Origin of the sequence: Undibacterium sp. Tian12W (assembly GCF_049339405.1) — a bacterium.
In the GTDB taxonomy this organism is placed as follows: domain Bacteria; phylum Pseudomonadota; class Gammaproteobacteria; order Burkholderiales; family Burkholderiaceae_D; genus Undibacterium.
In genome coordinates, this window is the sequence record NZ_JBMPPK010000008.1 from 110,758 (window position 1) to 134,226 (window position 23,469).

Below are 23,469 nucleotides of genomic sequence, written 5' to 3' on the forward strand. Positions count from 1 at the left end.
GCCTATTCATTTTTGAAAGATTTATTATGCTGAGCTACCGCCACGGCTTTCATGCCGGTAATCATGCCGACGTCCTGAAGCACTTTGTTCTGATTCAATTGCTGGAATATCTGGGACAGAAAGACACTGCCTATACCTATATAGACACACATGCAGGTGCCGGTTTGTATGCACTTGACAGTGGTTATGCGAGTAAAAATGCCGAGTTTGAAACTGGCATCGGTCCTTTGTGGGATAGAAAGGATATTCCTGAGTCTTTTGCCGCCTACATGGATTTGATCAAGGGCCTCAATCCCAGCGGCAAAATGCGTTATTACCCAGGTTCGCCTTACTGCGCCAATATCGTCATGCGCGAACAAGACCGCCTGCGCCTGTTTGAATTGCACCCCAGCGAAATTAAAATACTGAGCGAAAATTTCCGCAAGCTAGATAACCATGCGGCAGAGCAGGGCCAGCGTCAGACCGTCAGGGGCAAGCGCGTCATCATTTCTGCCGGCGATGGTTTTGAAAGCCTGAAAGCCTTGCTACCACCTCCATCACGTCGTGGCCTGGTGCTGATAGATCCCCCTTACGAAGTCAAGGACGATTACCGACGCGTCAAAGTGTCTCTGGAAGATGGCCTGAAGCGTTTCCCTACCGGCACCTTTGCTGTCTGGTATCCGGTACTGCAACGTCAGGAATCCCGTTCTTTGCCAGAAAAACTCAAGCGCCTGCAGGCGAATAGCTGGCTGAATGTCACCTTGTCCATCAGTGGCCCAACGCCAGATGGTTTTGGCTTGCATAGCAGTGGCATGTTTATCCTTAATCCGCCATGGACTTTGCTGGCTACTCTAAAAGAAGTCATGCCCTATCTGGTCAAGGTATTGGGAAAAGATGCAAAAGCAGGTTTTGTGCTGGAGTCGGGAGAAGGTGGCCCGCCGGGTAAGCGTTAAGAAGGTGGCAGACTAAGGGTGTCGGACTCTTTTTTCGACACAAAGTAAATTTGTTGAATGGTGCGATGCGGGAGAGCTTATCTTCCGCATTTTTGTTTGTGGGGAAGGACAAACATAGGAAGCGAATAGAGACTACTTTGTGCATTGCAAAAAAAATACTGATTGACGGATTAGTACGGTCGTACAAAAATCGACGAAGAATAAAATTCAGCAATTTGCTTAATTGCCAAAGTAATCGATAACGCTGCACATTTCAGGAGAACAAATGTCGTCTTATGTGAAGAGTCCCGTGATGGGGCAAATGATGAGCAAGCCCATGCTTATCTCCAGCCTCATTGAACATGCCGACCGTTATTTTGGAAAAAATGAAATTGTTTCCCGCCGGGTGGAAGGGGATATTCATCGCTATAACTACAGCGAATGTCATAAGAGATCAAAACAACTGGCGAATGCTTTCGCCAAACTCGGTGTGCAACTGGGTGACCGTATTGCCACCCTGGCCTGGAATGGTTACCGTCATCTGGAAGCCTATTATGCTGTGTCAGGTTCCGGCGCTGTCTTGCATACGATTAATCCGAGATTACACCCAGAACAGATTGCTTACATTGCCAATCACGCAGAAGACCAATACCTGTTGTTTGACATGACCTTCCTGCCCATCGTACAGGCAATTGTCGCGCATTGCCCTGGTATCAAAGGCTATATCATGATGTGCGACCGGGACAAATTGCCAACCGATGGCAAAATCGCTAACCTGATGGCCTATGAAGATTTAATCGAAGCCAATAGTGATGATTTTGTCTGGCCACTCTTCGACGAGAATTCTGCTTCCAGTCTGTGCTATACCTCAGGCACGACAGGCAACCCTAAAGGGGCCTTGTATTCTCATCGCTCAACCATCCTGCATTCTTATGGCTCATCCTTGCCAGATGGCTTGAATGTATCGGCACGTGATTCTGTTTTGCCGGTAGTGCCCATGTTCCATGTGAATGCATGGGGCCTTCCTTATTCTGCACCTCTGAATGGCGCTAAACTGGTTTTCCCTGGTCCGCATCTGGACGGCAAATCTCTCTATGAATTGTTTGAACAGGAAAAAGTCACTTTCTCTGCTGGCGTACCCACAGTCTGGCTGGGCCTGTTGACTTATGTGGCACAGAATAATCTGAAATTCTCGACTTTTAAACGCACGGTGATCGGAGGTTCTGCCTGCCCGCCAGCCATGATGAAAACCTTGCGCAACACTTACGGGGTAGAAGTCGTGCATGCATGGGGCATGACAGAGATGTCTCCACTTGGCACTGCTGGTACCTTGATGACCAAACATGCTGATCTGGCCGAAGAAGAGAAGCAAGCGATACTCCAGAAACAAGGCCATGTCTTGTACGGCGTGGATATGAAGATCGTTGACGATGCTGGTCAGGAGTTGCCATGGGACGGCAAAACCTATGGCAACCTGCTGGTCAAAGGCCCCTGGATTATCAATAGCTATTACAAGAATGAAGGCGGTGATGTTCTTGAAGATGGCTGGTTCCCGACTGGTGATGTGGCTACCATCGATGATGATGGTTATATGCAGATCACTGACCGCAGCAAGGATGTGGTCAAGTCGGGTGGTGAGTGGATAGGTACGATAGACCTGGAAAATGTAGCGGTGTCACACCCGGCAATCCTGCAAGCGGCCTGTATCGGTGTATTTCATCCCAAATGGGATGAACGTCCATTGTTGTTAGCAGTCAAGAAACCCGGAGCAGAAGTTACAAGAGAAGAATTGCTGCAATTTTTTGATGGAAAAGTTGCGAAATGGTGGCTGCCTGATGACGTGGTTTTTATTGAAAGTCTGCCATTAGGTGCAACAGGAAAAATTTTGAAAAATAAACTGAGGGAGCAATTTAAGGAATATAAACTACCAACTGCATAAGACGTGCAGAACCTGACTATGTATAGTTCAAGTTCTGGAAGTAGCGATAAAACGAAAAAAATCTAGATTCCAACAATGAGAATACCGGAGAGAGACAAATGAAATTTCCTTTACGTGCCAGCCTCGCTGCAGTCGCTTTAACCTTCGCCGTACCCGCAGTGATGGCCGATACCATCAAGATCGCCTACATCGATCCACTGTCGGGTGCTTTTGCGCCAGTTGGGCAAAATATCCTTAATTCCTATCAGTACATCGCTGATAAGGCCAATGCCGAAAAATGGGCTGGCGAACACAAATTCGAAGTCGTCGGTTTTGATAATAAAGGTAGTGCACAAGAGTCACTGAATGTATTGAAAACAGTGATTGATAAAGGCTTTCGCTACATCACGCAAGGTAATGGCTCTGCCGTGGGCCTGGCTTTGCAGGATGCTGTCAATAAACATAACGAACGTAACCCAGGCAAGGAAATCGTTTATCTGAATCACGCAGCTGTTGATCCTGACATGACCAATAGCAAATGCAGTTTCTGGCATTTCCGCTTTGATTCCAACTCAGACATGAAAATGGAAGCCTTGACAACTTTCATGGCTGCCGACAAGAATATCAAGAAGGTATACATCATTGGTCAGAACTACTCATTTGGCCAACAGGTTACCCGTGCGGCCAAAGAGTATTTGGCACGCAAGCGTCCTGATATACAAATTGTTGGCGATGATCTGCATCCAATTGGCCAGGTCAAGGATTTCTCCCCGTATGTGGCAAAAATCAAAGCTTCCGGCGCGGACACTGTCATCACCGGTAACTGGGGTGCCGACCTGGCTTTGCTGATTAAATCTGCCAAGGATGCTGATCTGAAATCAAATTTCTATACCTATTATGCAGCGACAACGGGCGTGCCAACGGCCATGGGTGCTGCTGGTATGGATCGCGTCAAATATGTGGGTTACTGGAATCCAAATAACGAGACCTTCGCTGGCAAGGATATCGTAGAGGGCTTTAAAACCAAGTATAAGGATGACTATTATTCCATGGCGACTTATTCTGTCCTGGCTGCCATGGGCCAGGCTGTCAAGCAGGCTAAATCTGTTGATCCAGTCAAAGTCGCATTTGCACTGGAGGGCTTGAATTTCAAGAGCCTGAATGGTGACGCGAACATGCGTAAGGTTGATCACCAGATTCAACAGCCTTTGTATATAGCAACCTGGGTTAAAACCAATGGCAAGGATGTTAAATTTGACCAGGAAAATACCGGCATGGGTTGGAAAACCAATCAGAAGATAGATGCATTCGTCGCATCGCAGCCATCTTCTTGCCAGATGAAACGACCAGGCTAATTCTTTAAAAAAAGAGAGTCGCTTGATGCGCACTCTCTTTTTTTACCTATAAATAGTACGATCGTTCAAGAATTTTCTGAAAAGGATCTTTGCTGTGGAATTCACACTGATCACTTTGCTGAACGGTGTCAGTTACGGATTGCTGTTGTTCATGCTTTCATCCGGACTGACGCTGATCTTCAGCATGATGGGCGTACTCAATTTCGCCCACGCCAGTTTTTATATGTTGGGCGCTTATTTCGCCTATACCATCAGCGTCAAGATCGGCTTTTGGCCGGCTTTGTTTTTAGCACCACTGCTAGTCGGTTTGCTCGGTGCGATGGTGGAGCGATATGGCCTGCGTTCCGTGCATAAATACGGACATATCCCCGAACTACTATTTACCTTCGGGCTGTCTTATGTGATTGTCGAACTGGTGCAATTGATCTGGGGCAGGTCAACTGTTCCTTATCCTATCCCTGCATCTTTGGATGGCCCTTTGTTTACGCTGTACACAACGACTTTCCCTATCTATCGCGGTTTCATGATGCTGGTTGCGTTGGTGATGCTCGTTTCGATTTATCTATTGCTGACGCGTACCCGCATAGGCCTGGTGATACAGGCAGCCCTCACTCATCCTGATACTGTAGAAGCATTGGGACACAATGTTCCCCGCGTCTTCATGCTGGTATTTGGCGGCGGTTGCGCATTGGCCGGGCTTGCCGGCGTGGTCGGTGGCAATGCCTTTGTCACCGAGCCGGGTATGGCATCTACCCTGGGCAGTATTATTTTCGTCGTCGTTGTTGTTGGCGGCATGGGGTCATTGGCGGGTGCTTTTGTGGCATCACTGCTGATAGGTGTATTGCAGACTTTTGCGGTTGCTCTGGACTACTCCTTTGTGTCCGTGTTCGCCAAACTGGGCATGATCATCAGTGCCACCGCACCTGGTTATGCTTTGCTGAGTCTGACGATTGCGCAAGTAGCGCCTATCTTGCCTTATCTCTTATTGGTACTCATCCTGATTTTCAGGCCCAGAGGCTTACTCGGCACTCGTGAAGGATAAAAGATGAGCAAAGCTTTAGTATTCAAACCTATCAATCTTGCACGCTGGATTATCTGGGGCAGCTTTGCTTTCCTGCTGATACTCGCACCAATGATTTTTAGCACTGGCGGATCATTGTCCTTGCTGTCGCAAATTGGCACTTTAATGATCTTTGGCCTTTCGTACAATATGCTACTGGGGCAGGGGGGCATGCTGTCATTCGGCCATGCGGTTTATTCCGGCCTTGGGGCTTTCTTCGCCATTCATGCGATGAATCTCATGACGGCGGGTAGCCTGACTTTTCCAGTCACGTTGATCCCGCTGATCGGTGGTGTCGCCGGCATGTTCTTTGGGGTTTTGTTTGGCTATGTCACGACCAAAAAATCAGGTACGACTTTCTCCATGATTACTCTGGGTATGGTGGAGCTCGTGTTTGCCTGCTCGCTGATGTTCCCAAGTTTCTTTGGTGGTGAAGGTGGTATTTCCACCAACCGCATCATCGGTTCATCCTTTTTGGGTATCACTTATGGGCCGCAAATTCAGGTGTATTACCTGATCGCTTTTTGGTTATTCATCAGTACCATAGGCATGTATGCTTTTACGCATACGCCTTTGGGTCGCATCGTCAATGCCGTTCGCGATAATCCTGAGCGAGTTGAATTCATAGGCTACGATACCCAATGGGTGCGTTACCTGACATTGATACTTTCAGCTTTCTTTGCAGGTATTGCCGGTGGTTTGTCAGCGATTAACTTTGAAATCGTGACTGCAGAAAATGTAAGTGCCATACGCTCCGGAGCTGTGCTGCTGTTTACCTTTATTGGTGGAGTGGGTTTCTTTTTCGGACCTATGATAGGAGCAATCATAGGTGTGTTTTTGACCGTAATGCTGTCAGATCTGACCAAGGCCTGGCAATTATATCTGGGTGTCTTCTTCATAATCATCGTCATGTATGCACCGGGCGGTATGGCCAGCATCATCATGATGAATTTGCGCGTGGCTAAATTTGGCTTGTTTAAACGAGTGTGGCCAAGCATGTGGAAACTGGTGCTTGCAGCAGCAATTACCACCGCTGGTGTCATATTGGCCGTAGAAATGCTGTATCAACGCACCCTTGAGGCGACACAAAGTGCAGTCATAGAAATGTTTGGTGTTTCAATAGACACTGCCAGCAGCACCTGGTGGACAATGACGATCATTGTTATTGGCATAGGTTTTTTTGTCTGCGCCAAACTTAAGGGTGGTTTTGCCGAACATTGGGGGCAAGTCAATACTGAAATTGAAGAACAAATGCGGAGGGTGCAAGCATGACAGGCTTTTCGCTTGAATTAAAAGAGGTACGAAAGTCCTTTGGCAGTGCAGAAATCATCAAGGGCGCCAATCTGCAGGTGCCTAAAGGCGAACGATTTGCGATTATCGGCCCGAATGGTGCTGGTAAATCCACACTGTTTAATTTGATTTCTGGCCGCTTTCCTATTACTTCCGGGGATATCCTGCTCAATGGCGAGAGCATCACGCACTTGAAGCCGTATGAAATCAACCGCCGTGGCCTGTCACGTAGTTTTCAGATTACGAATATTTTTCATCGCCTGTCTGTCTATGAAAACCTGCGCTGCGCAGTCTTGTGGTCACTGGGTTATAAATACTCGTTCTGGCACAGGTTGAATGGCTTGAAGGATGCGCATGAAAGAGCAGAGGCTGTGCTGGAGCAAATTGGCCTCAAGCGCAGGCGCAATGTCACGGCTGGCCTGCTAACCTATGCAGAGCAGCGTGCGCTGGAAATCGGCATCACCATTGCTGGCGGTGCTGACGTGATTTTGCTCGATGAACCGACAGCAGGCATGAGCCGTTCTGAGTCTGATGCTGCAGTGGAACTGATACGTAAGGTCACCGTCGGCAAATCACTATTGATGGTGGAGCACGATATGAGCGTGGTCTTCGGTCTGGCCGATAAAATTGCCGTGGTTGTCTATGGTGAGGTCATTGCCTGTGACACCCCCGCCAATATCCGCAATAATCAAAAAGTCAAAGACGCCTATCTTGGTGGTCATGCACCGGTGGAGGTTGAATGAGCTTACTGACGATAAAAAATCTCAATGCCTTTTATGGCAAAAGCCATGTCTTGCATGGTGTTGATATGCAGGTCAATGCAGGCGAAATTGTTAGCTTGTTGGGTCGCAATGGCGTAGGGCGTTCTACTACCGTCAAGGCAACCATGGGGCAGGTGAATGCGACCGGTTCCATCCTGTTCAAAGGAGAAGAAATCATCGGTCTGAAAGCCTTTCAGATTGCTCATAAGGGTCTGGGGTACGTGCCAGAGAACCGTGATATCTTCCCCACCTTGACTGTCGAACAAAACCTGATGCTGGGTGAGAAATCTGGACGTCCCAAAGACAGTAAGCCACGCTGGAGCATAGAAGATATGTACCAGATGTTCCCACGTCTGCGCGAACGCAGGAATACCCAGGCAGGCGTGATGTCTGGCGGTGAGCAGCAAATGCTGACGTTATGCCGCACTTTGATGGGTGACCCTGACCTGATCATGATTGATGAACCTACAGAAGGATTGGCACCAAAGATTGTTGAGCTGGTAGCCGAATACTTGAAGGAGCTGAAAAATCGCGGTATCTCCGTTTTACTGGTTGAGCAAAAGCTCGCCATTGCCCTGGAAATTTCACAGCGCGTGTATGTCATGGGACATGGCAGCATTGTGTTTGAGGGCACGCCAGCAGATTTGCGTGCCAATGAAAACATCCGTAAAGAATGGCTGGAGGTTTAGGGGATAATCGTATCTTTCGTGCATAGAGGTGCGGTAGCCAATTGTCTCCAGATAAAGAGTATTCGCACTCTGCGTGAAAATTAATGTGATTATGAATATTTCTTATATTTCAAAGACTCACAGTGTGATTTTCCCGTCGATCTTCAGTCTCTAAGTGGAAAAACTTGGTTCCGCAGCTTTATTTTTTTTAAAAGCTTATACAGAACGACAAAAAACCAGTGCCATCGACAAATATGTATTACAGCTTTCAAGTTGACTTAAAACTGAAGCAAGTAAAAATCGTAAATAAGGATGTAGCTTAAAACAGCTTCATCTGGATTTTAAAAAAGTGGGATTTGAAGATGGTCGTAGCCCTAGCCAGGAAATGAAAGGTGGATCAAACTGATAGGGTCAATTCAGCGAGCAAACGAACAAACAATCGACAGGTCGACATCAATTTACTTGTACTGGAGGCGAAAAATTGGGATCAAGTGCTTTTCCGAAGTGCGGCATCAAAATACTCGGTAACTAAGCGGACGCGAGAAGAGACGAAGCGGCGATTTGGCCAAATCAGGCTCACGTCCAAGGTCTCTTGCAGAAAGTCGTCAAGTACAGTGACGATATCAAAATGTCTCAATTCGTTGGCAAGCGAAAGATGAGTGAACATGCCAATTCCAACGCCGGCCAATACGCCTGCCCGGATGGTTTCAACGCTGTTTGATTTTAGATTGCCAGAGACTGGAACGCTGTATTTTCCCTGTGAGTCAATAAACGGCCACACGCCGCCAGTACTCCCCCCTTCATACACTAGGCAATTATGGTGGCTCAAATCGGCAGGGGTGGCGGGAATGCCGTGCTTGTCGAAATATTTCCGCGCACCGGCACATACCAGCTTGGTCGTCGCCACCTTTCGAACCACCGAATCAAGTTCACTTACGGTACCGACGCGAATGGCGAGATCGATTCGATCATCGACCATATCACGCACGGAGTCTGACAGCACCAGACCTACTTCCAATTCCGGATACAACTTGAGTAATCCTGGCACAAGTGGAAGAATGTGGAGGCGCCCGAATGTAGCAGCAACTGCGATACGGACTTGACCGGCAACCTTCGCTGTCAGACTGGTCATTTCACTGTCGACTGAATCGATCTCATCAAGCAGTGGTTTGGCGCGCTGATAGTAACGCTGGCCTTCGTCCGTCAACGTGACGCTACGAGTGTTGCGCCTGAATAATATGACCCCCAGCCGTTTTTCAAGTGCTCCGACGGATTTACTGATCGTAGATTGCGAGTCACCCGTTCTGCGCGCAGCGGCAGAAAAGCCTCCAGTTTCAACAACGGCAATAAAAGCAGACAATTCTTGAAAGCGGTCCATAATTTCCTTAATGCGATGAAAGTTATTAATTAGATTGATTTATTCTTATTTGGAATTAGTTTGATTCAAAATGGGTGGATTATCAATCGATAAAAAGGTAATTATGATGGTTCCTGTTTTGCGGACGAACATCCGCGTAATTTAATGGGGAACGTCATGAAAAGATTTGAGGATAAGGTGGTCATCGTCACAGGTGCAGGATCCGGTATCGGAGCCGTTACTGCTCGCCGATTTCTGCAAGAGGCAGCGTTGGTAACGTTAATTGGGCGACGCGAGCACAAGCTTTACGATACCCTGGCGGGCCTCGACCCGCAACAAGCCTTGATCCACGCGGGCGACGTGCCCAATGAATATTACGTTCACTGCTTAGTCGCGGATTCGGTCGCAAAGTTGGGCAAGCTTGATGTTCTAGTCAATAATGCTGGCATGGCGATCTTCGGCCCTTTCGAACAGAGTAGGACTGCCGACAGGTGCACGGTCATGGGCACCAATCTCGATAGTGTCTATTTCGGCGTGCGCGCGGCCTTGCCCCATCTGTTGAAAACCAGGGGCGTAATTGTCAACCTGTCTTCTGCTTCGCGCATGGTCGGCGGCTGGAGCATGAGTGCTTATAACGCCGCTAAGGGGGCGATAACCAATTACACCCGTGCACTAGCTTTGGAATTTGGTGCACGCGGTGTTCGCGTTAATGCGGTGGCACCAAGCCTGACCGCCACCGATGCGACCGCCGAGTTAACAAAAAAACGAGCCACTGCTCGCCGCTTTCCGCATCCGCATGCCGATTGGCCGCGTCGCAATCCTGGAATAGGTTGCCGCCTTGATCGCGTTTCTGGCTAGCGACGATACCAGCTTCATTAATGGCACGATTGTCGCCGTACTTGGTGGAGTGTATGCATCCAATGGCCAACCCAACTTCCTTTTGCTGTTTGAATAAGTTTTATTCAAACAGATACACAGCTCCCTAAGACGCTTGAGTAACTGCTGATTACTACTCAACTGTGACTAGGGGGGCATTCATAAACTACAGACTAAGGTGAAGAGAACTATGAACGCAAGCACAAATAATTTTGAACAACCGACTTTGTCTCCATCAAGCCTCAATGGGAAGCGAGTAGTGGTGGTTGGCGGAAAAACGGGTATTGGACTGGGTATCGCACTCTCAGCATATGCAGCGGGTGCATCCGTGATTGTTGCCAGTCGGCGTATTACCTCGGTGGAGCAGCATCCGGAGTTAGTCAATTTCGAGCAGGTAACACTAGATATCGCTGATGAGGCTGCTGTGCGCAAAACATTTGACATCATTGGCCCCTTTGACCATCTCGTCGTTACCTCAGGACCTGGCTTTGGTACGTGGGGGACGTTCATGGCAGACGACATGCGCGGTGTGCGAAGCTATATGGATGCTAAATTCATGGGTAGCTGGGCCTGTGCGCGGTATGCCGCGCCTCACCTGCAAGTCGGCGGGTCGATTACTTTCCTTACAGGTGGAACTGCGGCGCGACCAAAACTGGGCCTGGCGGCCGTAGTTGCTGCGTTTGCTGCAGTGGAATCCTTATCGGGTTCACTCGCGCTGGAGATGGCGCCGATCCGGGTTAACACAATACGTCCAGGCTACATCGACACCGGGTTGTGGAATGTTTTGTAGGTTGATGAGCGCATCGCATTGAACGAACGCGTGCGCACAACCTTCCCAGCGCGTCATGCTGGGGCCAAAGAGGATGTCGGGCATGCAGCGTTGTTTTTGATGACCAATCCTTATGTCAGTGGAACAGTCATCGAAGTGTCCGGAGGGGAGAATCTGGTGCCAAGCGTCTTCTAACGATTTATAACCCTTGCTGTCAAAGTTCAGTAAAGTCATCTTTAGAGAATCTGTATCCATAGATAGTGAGAGGAACATCAGGCTCATTAATAATCATCCAGATTATTAATGAGCCTGAGCATTTTCTTGTTTTACATCAGTAAAATCATTAATCTCTACCCGGTTCCGTCCGTTTTCTTTAGCGCGGTAAAGGGCCTTGTCGGCGACCAATAGCAGCGGCTCAATATCAGGCACAGCTTGACGGACAAAGCTGGCGCCTATACTGACAGTCACTGCTATTTGCTGGTCATCGCCTATGTCTATGGATGTATTGGCGAGCTTGTTGCGCACGCGTTGCGCAATCATTTCTGCTTCCTTGCGTCCACAACCCGGCAATATGGCGGCAAATTCTTCACCGCCTATGCGGCCCAGAATATCAATATCTCGCAGGCCTGCACTCGCTATGCGTGCAAAAGCGATCAGTACACGGTCACCACCGGCATGCCCGTAGGTATCATTCACATCCTTGAATTTATCAATGTCCAGCATCAATACGGCTACTGGCCTGTTTTGCTCAGCAAGCTTCGTCAGCAGGCTGGAAGCGCGCTCATTAAAGGCACGGCGGTTGAGCAGGCTGGTTAATTGATCATGTTCAGCGATGTATTTAAGTTGCCTCAGGAGTTCTTCACGTGCAGCCATGACGCAAGCCACTGTTAACGGCGCCAGTGCCAGCAGACTCACCCCTATGCGTATTGAGAGCAACATGGGGCGCGAATTCATGTTGACGATGGAAATCGGCAGGTAGCCAAGCGACATGGAGATCAATACCCAGCCGCTATATAGCAAAGTCAGTATGCTGGTGATGAAAATGTCGTAGCTCAATGCACACCACAGCAGGGCCGGGATAGGGAAGACAGGTGCACCCGGGCCGCCTACCATGATGCCCAGGGTAAAAGACATCAGAAGAGCGCATATGGGCAAGATTTTGCCGGGATGAATATGCTCGGTCTTGAAAGTGCGGCGGCGGTTTAATCTGAACCCTGATAAATCCGGCAAGCTCAGCATGACAGGTAAAACTGCCATCAAATTGACCAGTTCATTCACGAACCAGAATGCCCAGCCTTTGAGCGGACCGGCATTGGACAGTATAGGATCTGTCATCGTACCAACCACGCCAGCTACTGCAGCGGCGCATGATGCAACCAGCGCAAGGTAAAGTACAGAAAGCGGATGTTTCAAGCGGCGGTGTTCATCATCCAGCCAGGAAAAAAGCAAAACACCAGTGATGACGCAGGCAAGATTGCCGCCAGTCAGCATCAAACTGGCATACAAATTCTGGGCTGTCATTGTGCCTGCTGCGTTGTAAGTCAGGGAGTAGGCCGTAATATAAGCGGCTGTTGCGCCCAGCCATCCACCGGGATTATTTAATGGACGAAAGCGTACAAATAATCCAATCAGCAGTGCGTTGGCTGGCCACAAGGCTGCGAGATGCCCCATGGAACGGCTGAGTATCCCTAGCAGGCAGGCAGCAAACACGACTGCGCCAATAATGGCTGCCGCCTTGATTTGCTCAGTCCAGCTTGAAGTGGGATACATCATCAATTCAAAAACTCCAGTTCGTCGTTGGCGTTGAAATGAATAATTTCTGGCTTATTCCATCTGAATTGAATCCGGGTTCTCAACTTCAGATTTTCCAATGTTCTGCCGCGCCATGGACTAAAGTACTGTAGCAGATAGTAAGTCATGCAGGCAGATCACGGTGTATTCCGCCAAGATTTCACCAGGATTTCACCAAGTCTGAGTTATTTTCACGTGCGGCAGTATTGGAATTAAAATAAAATAATACGCTCGTACTATTTTGCGGTATAGTAAGCAAAAATAAGCTTACACCAGATTTTTAAAAGCACTGAACTGGCAAATCCAAGCAGTATTTCACCTATAGGAAGAGACATGAGCGCCGAATATCAAGTGAATGGCAATATCGCCGTAATTACCCTGAACAATCCGCCTGTAAATGGCTTGGGTCATGCTACCCGCACAGCGGCGGTGAATGGCATGAAACAGGCTTTGAACGATGATGCTGTCAAAGCCATCGTCATTACAGGTGCCGGTAAGGCATTCTCCGGCGGTGCGGATATCAAAGAATTCAATTCCCCAAAAGCATCTGCAGAACCTAGCCTGCATACGCTGATCAATGTGGTCGAAGGATCTGACAAGCCAGTCATCGCTGCTATTCACACAGTGTGCATGGGTGGTGGCCTGGAACTGGCGCTGGGTTGTAATTACCGCGTCGCATCCAAAGGTGCACAAATAGCCTTGCCTGAAGTTAAATTGGGCATCCTGCCTGGTGCCGGTGGTACACAACGCCTGCCGCGTGTGCTGGGCCTGGAAATGGCTTTGAACATGATCGTTTCCGGCACAGCTGTGCCGTCTGAAAAACTGGCCAAGACAGCCATCTTCAATGAAGTAGTGGAAGGCGATGTAATGGAAGCGGCACTCGCATTTGCCGCAAAAGTTGCTGATGTGCGCCCATTGCCAAGAGTACGTGATATCAAGATTGATTATCCGAACTATGAAGCCTATCTGCAATTCTCACGCAATACAGTGCGTGCCATGGCTGGTCCTTTCCCTGCACCTTTGAAATGCGTAGAAGCAGTAGCAGCCGCTGTGACAAAGAAATTTGATGATGGCATCAAATTTGAGCGTGAATTGTTTGTCGATCTGGTGCAAACCACAGAATCCAAAGCCCTGCGTCATGCCTTCTTTGGCGAGCGCGCGGCCAGCAAATTACCGGATGTGCCTGATGACACGCCAACTCGCCCTATCAAATCCGTCGCCGTTATCGGTGCTGGCACCATGGGTGGTGGTATTGCGATGAACTTTGCCAATGCGGGCATTCCTGTACAAATTCTGGAAATGAAACAGGAAGCACTGGATAAAGGTCTGGCGACGATACGCAAGAATTATGAAAACACGCTTAAAAAAGGCAAGCTGACGCAAGAGAAATTTGATCAGCGTGTAGGTTTGATCACTGGCACTTTGTCTTATGAAGAGATTGCCCAGGCTGATATCGTCATTGAAGCCGTGTTTGAAGACATGGGCGTCAAGGAACAAGTCTTCAAAAAGCTTGATGAAGTCATGAAGCAGGGCGCTATTCTGGCGTCGAATACCTCAACGCTGGACGTCGATAAAATCGCCGACTTCACCAAACGCCCTGAAGATGTCATTGGTACCCATTTTTTCAGCCCGGCCAATGTCATGAAATTGCTGGAAATCGTACGCGGTAAAAAAACTGCCAAAGACGTGCTGGCGACAGTGTTGGGTTTGTCCAAAAAAATCAAAAAAACTGGCGTGGTATCTGGCGTGTGCGATGGTTTCATTGGCAATCGCATGATAGAACAATACAGCCGTCAAGCAGGTTTCTTGCTGGAAGAAGGCTGCACACCGGAGCAGGTGGATAAAGCGGTAGAAAAAATGGGCTTTGCCATGGGGCCATTTCGTATGGGTGATCTGGCTGGCAATGACATCGGCTGGTATATCCGCAAACGCCGTTACGTAGAAAAACCACAAATCACCTATTCCAAAACAGCAGATTTGCTGTGTGAGTTGGGTCGTTTTGGTCAAAAAACCGGTGCAGGCTGGTATGACTATAAACCGGGTGACCGCAAAGCCTATCCGTCGTCTATCGTGAATGACATGATCATCCAGCACTCTGCTGACCTGGGCATTACACGCCGCAAGATTTCTGACCAGGAAATTGTTGAGCGCCTGATATTTGCCTTGGTCAATGAGGCAGCCTACATCCTGGAAGAGGGTATCGCGACACGTGCGTCTGATATCGATATGGTGTACCTGACAGGCTATGGCTTCCCATTGCACACTGGTGGACCGATGTTCTACGCTGATACCGTAGGCTTGCCAAATGTAGTCATGGCCATGGAGAAATATGCCAAAGGCCGCCATGGTGATGCCTGGAAACCAGCTCCTTTGCTTGCAAAACTGGCTGCAGAAGGAAAAACTTTCAATTAAACAAACTTAATTGAAATTAATAAATGGCTTGTCTAAAAAATTAATCTTCAGACAAGCCATTTCCTATTGGTAAAGAAGTAATCTCACCAGTAAAAAACTACCGGGCTACAGATATCCAGCTCCCAAATCTCATAATTTCTCTATAAATCATGGGCTTGTCTGCAAGTCACCAAAAGCACAATGCTATAATGCACGGTTGATCCCCATCTTTATTGCAAAAGGTTTTCTGTGCTTTCTACCGCTAATATCACCATGCAGTTCGGCCCCAAGCCGCTGTTTGAAAATATCTCTGTCAAATTTGGCGAAGGTAACCGCTATGGCCTGATTGGTGCCAACGGCTGCGGCAAATCCACCTTCATGAAGATTCTTGGCGGTGACCTTGAGCAATCTTCAGGCACGGTCATGCTGGATCAAAATGAGCGCTTGGGTAAATTGCGCCAGGATCAGTTTGCTTTTGAAGACATGCGCGTGCTGGACGTGGTCATGATGGGTCACATAGAAATGTGGGCCGCGATGTCGGAACGGGATGCGATTTACGCCAATCCTGAAGCGACTGACGATGACTACATGAAAGCGGCAGACCTGGAAGCCAAGTTTGCTGAATATGATGGTTACACAGCTGAGGCACGTGCTGGAGAATTATTGCTGGGTGTTGGCATTCCAACTGATCAGCATCAGGGCGTTATGAGTGCGGTTGCGCCAGGCTGGAAACTGCGCGTCTTGCTGGCGCAGGCCTTGTTTTCCAACCCGGACATTTTGTTGCTTGATGAACCGACGAATAACCTGGACATCAACACCATTCGCTGGCTGGAAGATATTCTGAACGAACGTAATTCCACCATGATCATCATTTCGCATGACCGCCATTTCCTGAATCAGGTATGCACGCACATGGCTGACATGGATTACGGCACGCTGAAAGTATATCCGGGTAATTACGATGACTACATGCTGGCATCGTCCCAAGCACGTGCGCAGCAATTGGCAAACAATGCCAAGGCCAAGGAAAAAGTCGCTGAATTGCAAGACTTTGTACGCCGTTTCTCTGCGAATAAATCCAAGGCGCGTCAGGCAACTTCACGTGCCAAGCAGATTGATAAAATCAAGATTGAAGATTTCAAACCATCCAGCCGCCAGAATCCTTTCGTGCGTTTCGATGGCGAAAAGAAATTGCACCGTCTGGCAGTGGAAGTACAATCCCTGAGCAAAGCTTATGACAAGCCATTGTTCAAGAACGTCGATCTGATGGTGGAGGCGGGTGAAAGAATCGCGATTATCGGTGCCAACGGCATCGGTAAAACCACGCTGTTGCGTTGCATAGGTGGCGATGACATCGCAGGTATGCATGCGGATTATGGTACGGTCAAATGGGCAGAAAATGCCAATGTTGGCTATATGCCGCAAGATCCTACCGAGGAATTCGCATCCGATAAAAACCTGACTGACTGGATCGGCCAGTGGACACAAGAAGGCGATGATGATCAGGCCGTGCGCTCCATTCTTGGTCGCTTGCTGTTCGGTGGTGATGACGTCAAAAAATCAGTCAAGGTGTTGTCTGGTGGTGAAAAAGGCCGCATGATGTATGGCAAGCTGATGCTGGGTCGTCATAATGTCTTGTTGATGGATGAACCAACCAATCACATGGATATGGAATCCATTGAGTCACTGAATATCGCGCTGGAAAAATACGCAGGCACTCTGATTTTCGTGTCGCATGACCGTGAATTCGTGTCTTCATTGGCGACACGTGTATTGGAAATCAAGGAAAATAAAATCATCGACTTCCAGGGTACGTATGAGGAATATCTGAGCAGCCAGGGTATTGAATAAAAGTTTTTGTGAATAAAGCAAAAAAGCCAGGTTAGCCTGGCTTTTTTACGCGCGCAACTGCTTATGTCAATTTAATCCAGCCAAGCTTTCCTAAACCAAACCAAGTCTAACCTAACAGCAAATCAAGCCGGTCGCTCAGGCTGCGTGCCATTTCTGGCCCCTTGGCTTTTTGCACTGCTTCTACATAGGCCTGTCGCAACGCACGAAAATCGTCAATATTTGCGGCGCGCTCTACCTTGAGTTGCAAACCGTAGCCACGCAAACCGATGGCACTCTTGATCGTCTCATTGTAGAAGTTGTACAGTGCCTGGAAGCGCTCGGAATCTGTCATTTCCAGTGCGACAGGTTCTGGCGATTTTGTGGCAATGCCTGCAGGCGTCGCTATTGATTCAGGTACTGGAGATGTATCTGTAATGATGGGGGAAGTTTCTGCCTGTACAGCGATCTCAATAATGAATTCCTGTTCCAGCAGTTCTTGCAGGTTTTGTTCTGTCAAACCCAAAGCCGCCACTTTTTTCATGATGTCAGCAGCGCTTTGCTTGCCGTCTATCATGACCAATAAAGTACGCAATCTGGATGCCAGTTGATACTTTCTGGTCGTGATTTCTTCGCGGCCTTTTTCGGTCTTGTCGTAGATGCTTGTGTTCATATCCAGCTACGGCCTTTGCTTGTCTCAATATAGCAGAAATTGTTTCCACTTTATTCGAGGATACATCAATTCAGCCGGGCCTGCCAATGAAATGCAGGCAAATGCAGTTCTAATCTTTAATTAGATGCCTTGCGGACCAACTTCACAGTTTTTAATTCGGAGGCGCTGTTACAGGTGTCGTTTGTAGAGGATGAGCAGTTGCTGCAACCAGAACCGCAAGCTGCGGTTTGCTTGACCATCTTGGCCAACACAGGGGCAAGTGCTGGGACATGGTGGACACTGAATGCGCGGATTTTTTCCTTGCTCGCAGCAGGCATCCATTTCAATAACAGATACCCGGACGCCAGAGCCAACAACAGAATTGCAATCAGGTTTTGCATGTCTTATCTCCCCAGGAAAAAACTGGAAATATGGTAGGTCAGGAAAGAAGCAGAATATGCCAGGCCAAATAAATAAGCCGCCATGATGACCGGGTAACGCAAGGTATTGGTCTCACGTTTGACCACACTCAGGGTGGCCACGCACTGTGGTGCAAAAACATACCATGCCAGCAGGGACAGGGCTGTTGGTATGCTCCAGGAGTGGGCAATCAAGGGTTCCAGCGAACGGCTCAGTTCTTCGCCAGTTTGTGAGAGCGCATATACCGTACCCAGAGCGGCGACAGCAACTTCGCGGGCGGCCAATCCTGGTACCAGTGCAATACATATTTGCCAGTTAAAACCTATCGGTGCAAATATCACTTCCAGCGCACGTCCCAGATAACCGGCAATGCTGTAATAAATCGGTGGCTGAGTTGCATTTTCTGGCGCGCCAGGAAAACTGCTGAGGAACCACAGCAAAATCATGAGAGACAGAATAATGGTGCCGACGCGGGTGGTGAAAATCTTGATTCTCTCCCACAGACCCAGTAGCAGGTTACGTAGATTTGGCCAGCGGTAATCAGGCAATTCCAGCATCAAAGCCTGTTGGTGTACTTCGCTACCCCATTTCTTTTTAAAGAAGTAGGCCACCAGCATGGCTGAGACTATGCCACCCAGATACAAGACAAACAGCACCAATCCCTGCAGATTCAATATACCCAATACGGTCTGATCAGGAATAAAGGCCGCGATGATCAGGGCATATACAGGAAGGCGCGCTGAGCATGTCATCAAGGGGGCAATCATGATCGTCACCAGACGGTCACGCGGGTTTTGTATTGTCCTGGTTGCCATGATGCCGGGGATGGCGCAGGCGAAACTCGACAGCAGCGGTATGAAGGCGCGACCTGACAGACCGACTTTGCCCATGACCCTGTCCAGCAAAAACGCAGCACGAGGCAAATAGCCAGAATCTTCCATGATCAAGATGAAGAAGAACAGGATGACAATCTGCGGCAAAAACACCAGCACGCTGCCAGCACCACCTATCACGCCCTTGACCAGCAAGCCTTGCAATACGCCGGGTGCCAGCGCTGATTCAACTGAGGTGCCAGCCGCATCAATGCTTGCTTTGATCAAGTCCATAGGTGCCTGTGCCCAGGCGAATACTGCCTGAAATACCAGGAACATCAGGGTCGCAAAAATGACGGGGCCTATAGCTGGATGCAAAATCCAGCTATCCATGCGATAACTCAAACTGGCAGCGCGTTCGCTGACTGCATCAACATCTTGCGTGACACAGGCTTCCAGCACCGCATTGGCTTGTTGTTGCAAGCTTTCAGGGCTTTGTGCAGAAAGTGCATGCGGTGTGACGTTGCCATTTGGTTGGAGCGTTTGCGCCAGTGCTTCCAGTTCAGTCAAAAGCGCATCTATCCCTTTGGGATCAACCGCAATAGTTTCGACTACAGGAATGTTCAGTTTGCGGCTTAAAGCAGCAATATCGATGTGGATATGACGCTTCTTGGCGATATCCATCATGTTCACTGCCAGTATCAGCGGTTGGCCAAGTGCCAGCAGTTCAAACACTACTCGCAGGCCACGTTTCAAGTTAGTCGCATCGACTACGCATACCACGGCATCTGGCATGGTTTCATCAGTACGCTGACCAGTGACAACTTCTTGGGTGATTTTTTCATCAGGTGTGATGGCGTGCAGGCTGTAAGTACCTGGTAAATCCAATACCTGCCATTGACGCCCTGCATCAGAACGGAATTTACCTTCTTTCCGTTCTATCGTGACACCTGCATAGTTTGCTACTTTTTGTCGCGCACCTGTCAATCGATTGAAGAGTGCAGTTTTTCCGCAGTTAGGGTTGCCGACAAGAGCGATGAGCGGAGAAAACAATTCGTTCACTATGTTCCTACTTTTCCTGAGTGAGTAACGCCGGGGACAACACCAATCAAGGCTGCTTCAAAATTTCGCAGTGCAAAGGTAGACTGGCCTATCCTGACTGCCAGTGGTTCGCCGCCAAAATAGCCTTTGTGTAATATCTTTACCGATTCGCCTTTAACAAAACCTAGTTCTTTCAGGCGGCGGGTAATATTAAACAAGCTATCGTCTTTCGCATCGCCTTGCTCTTGCACATCTTCAACGACACCAGAGTCACCGACTTTCATCAGATTCAATGTGGTAGCAACTGCTTGCTGCAATGGCAAACTGCTCATGACGGAATTCCTGTGGCAAAGAAAAAAATGCAACTCTAAATGATAATGAGAATATATATCAATACCGCTTATGTTTCAATCGCTATACGGGCTGGCAATGACTAGCTTTGCGATTCCTCAGAGCTTTAATGAGTTTATTTTTCCTTTAGTAACAAATTTGTCTTTTTCTTAATTATTTAAGCGCACAACCTCAAATAAATTCTTGCATGAGCAGGGACAGTGAAATATAGTTGTATTATGCAACTATATGGGAGTGAATCATGAACGCTGCAATGTCATCGCCACCGATTCAAGAAATCCGCGATGCTTCGCGCAGGCTGGTGCGGGAGCTTGGTTTTATGAAGCCAACACTGGCTGGTACTAGTTTGCCTGCATCTGCAGTACATGCCTTAATTGAGATTGGTGAACATGGCGCACTGAGTGCAACGGTACTTTGCGATCTGCTCTGTCTGGAAAAATCCAGTGTCAGCCGTATGGTGCGCAAACTGATAGACAGCGGTGAATTGGTCGAGACCAGCAGTCAAAAAGATGCGAGAGGGAAGGAACTCGCATTAACAGTACAAGGCAAGCAAACACTGGACGGCATCAATCAGTTCGCTCACCTGCAAGTCAGTAATGCATTGAAAAACATTCCCGTGTCAGCTCATGAGAAAGTGCAGGCTGGCTTGATTACGTACGCAAAAGCACTCGAGGCTGTCCGTGAGGGCGTGTCGCCAACTGTCACTCCTGAGATAAGTATTCAATGCGGCTATCACCCCGGCGTGCTTGGCCGGGCGGTAGAAATGCATGCGCGCTACTATGCACGTACCTCAGGATTCGGGCATTTCTTTGAAGCCAAAGTCGCCAGTGGCATGGCCGGATTTATCGGGCGCCTCGATAAGCCATGCAATCAATTATGGTCTGCAGTCAGTGAAGGCAAAGTTGTCGCCACCATCGTGATCGATGGTGAAGACCTTGGCGACAATATTGCTCACCTACGCTGGTTTATTGTCGATGATGAATTGCGTGGCAGCGGGATGGGCAGACGCTTACTGAATGAAGCAGTTTCCTTTTGCGAGCAGCAGCAATTCAGTGAAATAAAACTTTGGACATTTAAAGGCCTGGATGCAGCACGCCGCCTTTATGAACAAGCTGACTTTATCATGCTTGAAGAGCTCCCGGGCCGACAATGGGGCGAGGAGGTCATAGAACAACGATTTGCACGCCGCATTATGAGGTAGAGGCCCATTAAATTTTGGTGACCAGCAGTACAGCGCACAGGCGACATGCTCGCGAAATTATTCTATCCTGTGAAAATCCATGACCCAATTGGTTTCCCAATGAGTGCCACCATCTACTGAAAATGCCTGCTCCCAGCGAGGTTGATCTGGCGCTGGCACGCTCCATAAAAAGCGTACTCGTATTGCCTGGCCAGCAAAGGTATCATCTGCATAAAATTGTCCCTCCCCATTCTCAAAACGTCCTTGCATGGGCACGTCCAGCTGAGTCGGGTAACGGCCGTCCAGCCACCAGATGGACCAGATACCTTTTTCTGCATCGAATGAACGTAAGGTCGCTGCACGGTATGCGCCACCTGGCATATCAAGCAAGTTGTCATCGACATTGCCAACGCCGCCGAGGATTTTACTGACGTTGGTATTGCCATCAAATTCCAGCCAGTCCTGGCAGTTGGCAAGCCGCTCTTTAAGGCGACGGTGTTTGACCTTCCAGTTACCAATAAAAAAATCAAAGTCGGCGACGCCTGTAGTATTTGTTCTGGTATTCATGATTTCCCTTAGTTAAACATGCTTCGGCAGAAGCAATAAGTGAAAGAATAGAGAATATATAGGGCATAATTCATCCTATTAATTGCATAAACTTGGCGTATGTCTCAAAGTTATCATCCGACCACCCGCGTCCTCGCACTGCTGGAACTCTTGCAAAATCAAGGGCAGATTAGTGGTGCCGACCTGGCACAGAAACTTGATATTGACCGGCGCAGTCTGCGTCGTTATATCGTCACGCTGGAAGAAATGGGCATACCCATCATGACTGCGCGCGGTCGCCATGGCGGATATTCCATCATGCCCGGTTTTAAATTGCCGCCCATGATGTTTAATGAAGAGGAGGGCTTTGCCATTTCCATTGCCCTGTCTGTTGCGCGTCAAATGAAGCTGCTGGACGCTGCATCGTCCATAGAAAGCGCACAGGCAAAATTACAAAGAATCCTGCCAGACAAACTCAGGCAAAGATTGAAGGCCGCAGATGCAGCGATAGAACTCAATCTTCAATCCGCAGCAGTACCTGCAGATAAAGAGATCTTGGCCATGCTAAGCCATGCCGTTGCGCACAAACAAGCGATGCATTTGCGATACCGCGGTGCGAATGATGTTGAAAGCGAAAGGATGGTCGATGGCTATGGTCTGGCCTTCCACGCAGCATGTTGGTATTTCGTTGGCTTTTGCCATTTACGACGAGACATACGTAGTTTCAGGCTCGACAGGGTGATACATGCAGATTTACAGGCCAGACATTTTGATGTTCCTGCCAATTTCAGTGTCATCACATATCTGCGTAGCGCTGTGGCGACTATTCCCCGTGCCTATAGTGTCGAAGTCCTATTGAAAACTGATATGCAAAGGGCGCGCAGACATCTGTCTGACTCGATTGCTGTGTTGGAGCAAACAACGGAGGGAGTGCTGTTGTATAACCAGTCTGAAGATTTGACTTGGTTTGCAAGACAATTGGCCGCTTTGCCCTTTGATTTTGAAATTCGTAAGCCTGCGCAATTGCACATTGAGCTTAAAGAAGTAGCAAATCGCTTATTACAGAATTGCCTGCCCTAATATAAGAAAATCGATAAGATAAACGTCACAAGGCATATAATTTCTTCATTAAATGAAGAAATTATTCTTTTCAGGCTTGTGAATTAGAAAGAACTATGACAAGATGGTATGGTCAATAATGAAAAAGCTTCGAAATTAACCAGCATATGAATACGCAAAGCACTTATCAATCACTGATTCAGGCAAGTCCTGGCCTCGCGACGCGGGCAGGCAGGCTATTGGGCAAGTGGATGGGGATAAGCGAAGCTGAAGTTATTGCAGCAGGAACGATTTCTGCGGCGGCACTGGTGCCGGCATGCGACACGGCCACAGGCTTTGGCGGCCAGGATTGCGGCAGTGAATTTGCATTTTGCAGGGCTATGACGATGGACATTCGGGGTGCAAACCCTTGAAGTCAAGAAAGCAGATATGAA

The 23,469-nt window shown here is 48.5% G+C and carries 21 protein-coding genes; 13 read left to right on the top strand and 8 right to left on the bottom strand.

The features are described 5' to 3' along the window. Positions 1-26: 26 nt before the first annotated feature. The 7 genes from ACO0LI_RS11775 to ACO0LI_RS11805 all read left to right on the top strand — a co-directional run bounded on the left by ACO0LI_RS11775 (position 27) and on the right by ACO0LI_RS11805 (position 7,984). Positions 27-932: a 23S rRNA (adenine(2030)-N(6))-methyltransferase RlmJ gene (locus ACO0LI_RS11775; protein ID WP_422949791.1), complete on the top strand. Its 906-nt coding sequence runs from the start codon at positions 27-29 to the stop codon at positions 930-932. Positions 933-1,197: 265 nt separating this feature from the next. Beyond that, on the top strand, positions 1,198-2,850 hold the full coding sequence (locus tag ACO0LI_RS11780; RefSeq protein ID WP_423032705.1) for a 3-(methylthio)propionyl-CoA ligase: 1,653 nt from the start codon (positions 1,198-1,200) through the stop codon (positions 2,848-2,850). A 98-nt stretch (positions 2,851-2,948) separates the two neighbouring features. Continuing rightward, positions 2,949-4,184 carry a branched-chain amino acid ABC transporter substrate-binding protein gene (locus tag ACO0LI_RS11785; RefSeq protein ID WP_422949793.1) on the top strand — a complete coding sequence of 412 codons (1,236 nt, stop codon included), beginning with the start codon at positions 2,949-2,951 and terminating at the stop codon, positions 4,182-4,184. 94 nt (positions 4,185-4,278) lie between these two features. Further along, the gene (locus tag ACO0LI_RS11790) at positions 4,279-5,226 is read left to right on the top strand and encodes a branched-chain amino acid ABC transporter permease (protein WP_423032706.1); all 948 of its coding nucleotides are present in this window, start codon (positions 4,279-4,281) and stop codon (positions 5,224-5,226) included. A 3-nt stretch (positions 5,227-5,229) separates the two neighbouring features. Then, positions 5,230-6,516 carry a branched-chain amino acid ABC transporter permease gene (locus ACO0LI_RS11795; protein ID WP_423032707.1) on the top strand — a complete coding sequence of 429 codons (1,287 nt, stop codon included), beginning with the start codon at positions 5,230-5,232 and terminating at the stop codon, positions 6,514-6,516. Next, positions 6,513-7,277 carry an ABC transporter ATP-binding protein gene (locus ACO0LI_RS11800; RefSeq protein ID WP_423032708.1) on the top strand — a complete coding sequence of 255 codons (765 nt, stop codon included), beginning with the start codon at positions 6,513-6,515 and terminating at the stop codon, positions 7,275-7,277. The genes ACO0LI_RS11795 and ACO0LI_RS11800 overlap by 4 nt, the downstream gene beginning before the upstream one ends. Beyond that, positions 7,274-7,984 carry an ABC transporter ATP-binding protein gene (locus tag ACO0LI_RS11805; RefSeq protein WP_423032709.1) on the top strand — a complete coding sequence of 237 codons (711 nt, stop codon included), beginning with the start codon at positions 7,274-7,276 and terminating at the stop codon, positions 7,982-7,984. Before ACO0LI_RS11800 ends, ACO0LI_RS11805 begins: the two co-directional genes overlap by 4 nt. Before the next feature lie 466 nt (positions 7,985-8,450). On the opposite strand, the gene ACO0LI_RS11810 is transcribed toward ACO0LI_RS11805, so the two are convergent. Next, positions 8,451-9,341 (bottom strand): LysR family transcriptional regulator, encoded by an 891-nt coding sequence (locus tag ACO0LI_RS11810; RefSeq protein ID WP_423032710.1) that lies wholly within the window; start codon positions 9,339-9,341, stop codon positions 8,451-8,453. Between the two features lie 156 nt (positions 9,342-9,497). Here ACO0LI_RS11810 and ACO0LI_RS11815 point away from each other — a divergent pair, with 156 nt between their 5' ends. Further along, a complete protein-coding gene (locus tag ACO0LI_RS11815; RefSeq protein WP_423032711.1) occupies positions 9,498-10,178 on the top strand; it encodes an SDR family NAD(P)-dependent oxidoreductase in 681 nt (226 codons plus the stop codon). A 208-nt stretch (positions 10,179-10,386) separates the two neighbouring features. Then, the gene (locus tag ACO0LI_RS11820) at positions 10,387-10,986 is read left to right on the top strand and encodes an SDR family oxidoreductase (protein WP_423032712.1); all 600 of its coding nucleotides are present in this window, start codon (positions 10,387-10,389) and stop codon (positions 10,984-10,986) included. A gap of 279 nt (positions 10,987-11,265) precedes the next feature. On the opposite strand, the gene ACO0LI_RS11825 is transcribed toward ACO0LI_RS11820, so the two are convergent. After that, positions 11,266-12,735 (bottom strand): diguanylate cyclase, encoded by a 1,470-nt coding sequence (locus ACO0LI_RS11825; RefSeq protein ID WP_423032713.1) that lies wholly within the window; start codon positions 12,733-12,735, stop codon positions 11,266-11,268. A 354-nt stretch (positions 12,736-13,089) separates the two neighbouring features. Here ACO0LI_RS11825 and ACO0LI_RS11830 point away from each other — a divergent pair, with 354 nt between their 5' ends. Continuing rightward, entirely contained in the window at positions 13,090-15,168 is a 2,079-nt protein-coding gene (locus tag ACO0LI_RS11830) for a 3-hydroxyacyl-CoA dehydrogenase NAD-binding domain-containing protein (protein ID WP_423032714.1), read from the top strand. Positions 15,169-15,396: 228 nt separating this feature from the next. Continuing rightward, entirely contained in the window at positions 15,397-16,998 is a 1,602-nt protein-coding gene (locus tag ACO0LI_RS11835; protein WP_423032715.1) for an ABC-F family ATPase, read from the top strand. A gap of 106 nt (positions 16,999-17,104) precedes the next feature. On the opposite strand, the gene ACO0LI_RS11840 is transcribed toward ACO0LI_RS11835, so the two are convergent. The 4 genes from ACO0LI_RS11840 to ACO0LI_RS11855 form a co-directional block, all read right to left on the bottom strand. Next, positions 17,105-17,647, bottom strand: a complete 543-nt coding sequence (locus tag ACO0LI_RS11840) for a hypothetical protein (protein ID WP_423032716.1) — start codon at positions 17,645-17,647, stop codon at positions 17,105-17,107. Positions 17,648-17,763: 116 nt separating this feature from the next. After that, positions 17,764-18,027 (bottom strand): hypothetical protein, encoded by a 264-nt coding sequence (locus tag ACO0LI_RS11845; protein WP_423032717.1) that lies wholly within the window; start codon positions 18,025-18,027, stop codon positions 17,764-17,766. A 3-nt stretch (positions 18,028-18,030) separates the two neighbouring features. Then, a complete protein-coding gene (gene feoB / locus ACO0LI_RS11850; RefSeq protein WP_423032718.1) occupies positions 18,031-19,920 on the bottom strand; it encodes a ferrous iron transporter B in 1,890 nt (629 codons plus the stop codon). Then, entirely contained in the window at positions 19,920-20,231 is a 312-nt protein-coding gene (locus tag ACO0LI_RS11855) for a FeoA family protein (RefSeq protein ID WP_422949807.1), read from the bottom strand. Before ACO0LI_RS11855 ends, feoB begins: the two co-directional genes overlap by 1 nt. 260 nt (positions 20,232-20,491) lie before the next feature. Here ACO0LI_RS11855 and ACO0LI_RS11860 point away from each other — a divergent pair, with 260 nt between their 5' ends. Beyond that, positions 20,492-21,451 (top strand): bifunctional helix-turn-helix transcriptional regulator/GNAT family N-acetyltransferase, encoded by a 960-nt coding sequence (locus tag ACO0LI_RS11860; protein WP_423032719.1) that lies wholly within the window; start codon positions 20,492-20,494, stop codon positions 21,449-21,451. Between the two features lie 57 nt (positions 21,452-21,508). Here the strand turns inward: ACO0LI_RS11860 and ACO0LI_RS11865 are convergent, their stop codons facing one another. Next, entirely contained in the window at positions 21,509-21,997 is a 489-nt protein-coding gene (locus ACO0LI_RS11865) for a DUF1579 domain-containing protein (protein WP_423032720.1), read from the bottom strand. Between the two features lie 99 nt (positions 21,998-22,096). Between ACO0LI_RS11865 and ACO0LI_RS11870 the strand changes: the two genes are divergently transcribed. Next, a complete protein-coding gene (locus tag ACO0LI_RS11870) occupies positions 22,097-23,056 on the top strand; it encodes a helix-turn-helix transcriptional regulator (RefSeq protein WP_423032721.1) in 960 nt (319 codons plus the stop codon). Between the two features lie 178 nt (positions 23,057-23,234). Here the strand turns inward: ACO0LI_RS11870 and ACO0LI_RS11875 are convergent, their stop codons facing one another. Continuing rightward, positions 23,235-23,429, bottom strand: coding sequence for a hypothetical protein (locus ACO0LI_RS11875; protein WP_423032722.1), 195 nt, complete (start codon positions 23,427-23,429; stop codon positions 23,235-23,237). Positions 23,430-23,469: the final 40 nt, after the last annotated feature.